This is a genomic window from Pedobacter sp., assembly GCF_035317785.1.
Taxonomy (GTDB): domain Bacteria; phylum Bacteroidota; class Bacteroidia; order Sphingobacteriales; family Sphingobacteriaceae; genus Pedobacter.
Window position 1 is genome coordinate 1 of the sequence record NZ_DATHGC010000373.1, and the last position, 4040, is coordinate 4040.

General features: G+C 44.3%; 7 protein-coding genes. 6 read left to right on the forward strand and 1 reads right to left on the reverse strand.

Features of this window, described 5'->3' with window-relative positions; translation table 11 throughout:
- The 6 genes from VK541_RS23275 to VK541_RS23300 form a co-directional block, all read left to right on the forward strand.
- On the forward strand, nt 1-909 hold a 909-nt coding region (locus VK541_RS23275), incomplete at its 5' end, for a malate dehydrogenase (RefSeq protein WP_324372978.1).
- The gene (locus VK541_RS23280; RefSeq protein WP_324372979.1) at nt 909-1334 is read left to right on the forward strand and encodes an aspartyl protease family protein; all 426 of its coding nucleotides are present in this window, start codon (nt 909-911) and stop codon (nt 1332-1334) included. The genes VK541_RS23275 and VK541_RS23280, both read left to right, overlap by 1 nt.
- A gap of 32 nt (nt 1335-1366) precedes the next feature.
- Nucleotides 1367-1819 carry an AraC family transcriptional regulator gene (locus VK541_RS23285; RefSeq protein WP_324372980.1) on the forward strand — a complete coding sequence of 151 codons (453 nt, stop codon included), beginning with the start codon at nt 1367-1369 and terminating at the stop codon, nt 1817-1819.
- A 46-nt stretch (nt 1820-1865) separates the two neighbouring features.
- The gene (locus VK541_RS23290; RefSeq protein ID WP_324372981.1) at nt 1866-2300 is read left to right on the forward strand and encodes a VOC family protein; all 435 of its coding nucleotides are present in this window, start codon (nt 1866-1868) and stop codon (nt 2298-2300) included.
- Complete coding sequence (locus VK541_RS23295; protein WP_324372982.1) at nt 2284-2733, forward strand: DUF1569 domain-containing protein; 450 nt, start codon at nt 2284-2286, stop codon at nt 2731-2733. Before VK541_RS23290 ends, VK541_RS23295 begins: the two co-directional genes overlap by 17 nt.
- A 41-nt stretch (nt 2734-2774) precedes the next feature.
- Nucleotides 2775-3239, forward strand: a complete 465-nt coding sequence (locus tag VK541_RS23300) for a DinB family protein (RefSeq protein ID WP_324372983.1) — start codon at nt 2775-2777, stop codon at nt 3237-3239.
- Between the two features lie 10 nt (nt 3240-3249).
- Here VK541_RS23300 and VK541_RS23305 read toward each other — a convergent pair.
- Nucleotides 3250-4040, reverse strand: a 791-nt coding sequence (locus VK541_RS23305; RefSeq protein WP_324372984.1) for a right-handed parallel beta-helix repeat-containing protein, incomplete at its 5' end; no start/stop codon positions are given.

Below are 4040 nucleotides of genomic sequence, written 5' to 3' on the forward strand. Positions count from 1 at the left end.
GTTGGCGCTACTTGTGCAGATAATATTGCCAGAAAAGAGCTGGCACAAGAGCTTATTTTACTTGACATCAAAGAAGGCTTTGCTGAAGGCAAATCTATAGACATGATGCAAACGGCAGCCTTGCTGGGATTTGACACTAAAATAAAAGGAGTGACCAACGACTACGCCAGCACAGCGGACTCCGAAGTAGTGGTCATCACTTCCGGCCTTCCGCGCAAGCCCGGTATGACCCGCGAAGAACTCATCGGCACAAATGCCAATATCGTAAAGGGTGTTACAGAAAACATCCTGAAGTATTCACCAAATACGATCATCATCGTGGTTTCAAACCCTATGGACACCATGAACTATCTTACCCTGAAAACATCAGGCCTTCCAAAAAACCGCATCATCGGTATGGGCGGTGCACTGGATTCGGCAAGATTCAAATATTACCTGAGTCAGGAACTGAATTGCTCACCCGGTGATCTGAATGCAGTTGTGATCGGCGGACACGGCGATACCACCATGATCCCGCTGATCAGCCATGCCACCTGGAACAGTATTCCCGTTACTCAGCTGCTCAGCAAAGAGCAGCAGGATAAAATCGTGAAAGCTACCATGGTAGGCGGAGCTACGTTAACCGGCCTAATCGGCACTTCAGCGTGGTACGCCCCCGGAGCCGGCACCGCTGCGATGGTCGAAAGCATTGTTCGTGACGAAAAGAAACTGATCTCTTCGGGAGTATACCTGGACGGTGAATATGGACAAAGTGACATTTCTCTGGTTGTACCAGTTATCATTGGAAAGAACGGAGTAGAGAAGATCCTGGACTTCAAACTAAGTGATGAGGAACAGGCCACATTCAACAAAAGTGCAGACGCAGTACGCAGCATGAATAACGTGCTCACGGAAATGAAACTGATTTAATGCGGACAATCACCGTTCCAATAACTTTAATAAATTTACAAGACGACGGTTTCCACCTGCTGGTGGAAACTGTTGTTTTCGGACAAAAGTCATTTGCCGTGGTTGATACAGGCGCTTCAAGATCTGTATTCGATAAGACCTGGCTCAAAGATCACCTGCCTGAACTCATTCATAGTGAAGAGGTTCATGCCACCACCTTGTTTACCACCTCCAGCACCCTGCAGGCAGTTATCCCAAAACTAAAAATCGGGCGACTGGTCCTTAACGATTATGAAACTGTAGCGCTTGACCTGGAAGGCGTAAACGAGGCTTATGAAGGTCTTGGCCATCCGCCTGTTATCGGTATCATCGGCAGCGACCTGCTGCTAAAATACAACGCAATTATCAATTATAAAAAACTTAAACTTTACTTGTATAGTCAGTAAAACTGTTATTTTGTTAATTAACTCATAAAAAAATGACAGCAGAACAATATCCAAAAGTCTATTTATACAGACGAATAGTTCAGGCAAAACTCTTCATCGACAACAACTATGCAGACAAATTGGATCTTAACAATATTTCAGATGAAGCGTATTTTTCCAAGTTCCATTTTCTTCGGCTGTTCAAGTCTGCATATGGAAAGACGCCGCATCAATATTTAAAATACGTCAGAATTGAAAAGGCTAAGGAACTGCTGAAAAGTGGCATTACAGTTACTGAAGTGTGTTTTTCGGTTGGCTTTGAAAGCCTGTCATCATTCAGCGGACTTTTTTCAAAATTAACAGGCAAGTCTCCATCAGGCTATTTGAAACATCAACAGCAAACTCAAAAAAAAATCAGTGCAGCACCACTTGCCTTTGTACCGGGCTGTTATGCTTACCAGCATGGCTGGCTTGAGAATAGCAATTTTGAAGAACCTGATACCTGAATTATTGCTGAAGTTTGTATCGGTTTAACATCAAATATTAAATATCATGATTACAAAAATGACCGTTACAAACATTCATGTCCTGGACCAAAATAGTGCCTATGACTTCTATGTAAACAAATTGGGCTTCAAATTAGTCGACGATATCCCTATGGGGCCGGAAACACGCTGGCTGACCGTCTCTCCTCCCGAACAACCCGACTTACAGCTGGTATTGTTTCCCGTTACAGTGAGCAAGATGTTTCCCAAGGAAATTGCAGAAAACTTAATAGACCTCATCAAAAGAGGAATATTTGGCTGCGGCGTTTTAACCTGTAAAGATATATTCGCTACTTATGAAGAGCTGAAAGCCAAAGGCGTTGAATTCATTAAACCACCAACCAAGGAGTTTTATGGAGCAGAAGCATTATTTAAAGACGACTCCGGCAACTATTTTTCTCTGCAACCTCTAAATAATTTTGATCATGAAAACAATATTTGACAAGACGACAAGGGATGAATTAATGGCAAGAGTCAGTACCCTTCATGAAAACAGCAAACCGCATTGGGGCAGGATGAATATTTTCCAAATGACCAGGCACTGCACCATATGGGATGAATGGGTTTTAGGTAAAAACAACCATGTTTACAAGCAGGAGCTTTTGGGCAGGATTTTCGGCAAAATGGCCCTCAGGAGCAATACCAAAGACGACAGGCCACTGGGTAAAAATATGCCGGCTGGTAAATTTGCCGTGAAAGAGAAAGAAGGTGATTTAAAAGTCCAGAAAACAAGCTGGGTCAATTTGATAGCAGATTATGAGGACTATTCAAACGAACGTTTCATTCACGACTTTTTTGGAAAAATGACGAAAGAACAAATCGGCGTATTTGCTTACAAACATGCTGACCACCACCTGAGACAATTCGGGGTGTAGCTGAATTAAAAACATTTCAAAAAGATAATGGTTATGCTAATATGGAAGCAATAATCTCATCTCTACTTGAGCTGCTTGATGAACTGTATGTTGGTTCATCAGGCAAACACACCTGGGTGATCGACATGAAACCCGGACATGGTTTTACAAAAGCCATAGAACAGATCGATGCCGTCCAGGCTTCTAAGCCTACTGTAGAAGGCGGGTCAACAATCGCGGCACATACCGAACACCTGCGCTGGAGTATACGCGTGGCCCTGGAGTACTTCGACGGAAAAATGCCTTCGCCCGACTGGTCCGAAAGCTGGAGGATCCATGAGGTAAACGATGAAGAGTGGCGGAAATTACAACAGGACCTGCTTAGCGCCTATAAAGATCTCAGAACAGCAATTGCAGAAAGAAAGGACTGGTCAAATGACCAGTTCAGACAAGGTACGCTGGCGTTAATTCCTCATGCGGCCTACCATCTCGGCGCCATTAAGCAATTGATCATCGCAACACGTTAAGTATCAATTCTCAGCCTCCTTCTTTAAGCTTCTGCTCTACCATTTCACTAAATTGCTGAGCCAGTCCGGGATCAAACCGGGCCAGCTCTTTCCAGGAACTGCTTCCATATACTCCGGCTTTAGTATAGTCAAACGGCTTAAAACCAATGCTCTTGATTGCCTTTTTATTCCTGATTGCAAAGTCGTAGGCAGGGAGATCAGCAAATTTCGGGTCTGCTACCAATGAATTTTTTTCCTTGTCTACTTTCATAGCCGGATTCCGGGTATCCCAATAAATATTACTGTCCAGCGCTGCATTTACCTTGCCCCAGTTATTTTCTCCGAGTTTTCCGCTGTTGAAATAAATGATGTCATTCGTAAATGAATAAGACCGGTGTTCTTCCACCCTTGTTGCCTGGAGCTGCGCTTTGATCTGCAGGGCGAAAATATTATTGCGGATGACATTGCCCTTGCCATAATGCTGATGAAAACCGGAGCTTTTGCAGTTATAGACCAGGTTGTTTTCTTCCAGTATGCCTGTTGAGCCCTCATCAGTATACAGTCCCCAGCCGCCGTATCCGTAAGAATAAATGTCATGGATGGTGTTGTTGCTCACTACTGTGCCCTCGGAAGGCCCAAGCGTATACACTCCGCCCATATCACTCAGCAGGCCCCACCCGAGATGATGGATGTGGTTATAGATGATCTTGTTGCGTTTTGCCGGGCTATTGCCATATCCCCACACCCATCCCACAGAGACCCCGGTGTACCTGAAATCTGCAATTTCATTGTGAGACACGGTATTGTCGCCGGACTGGAAGA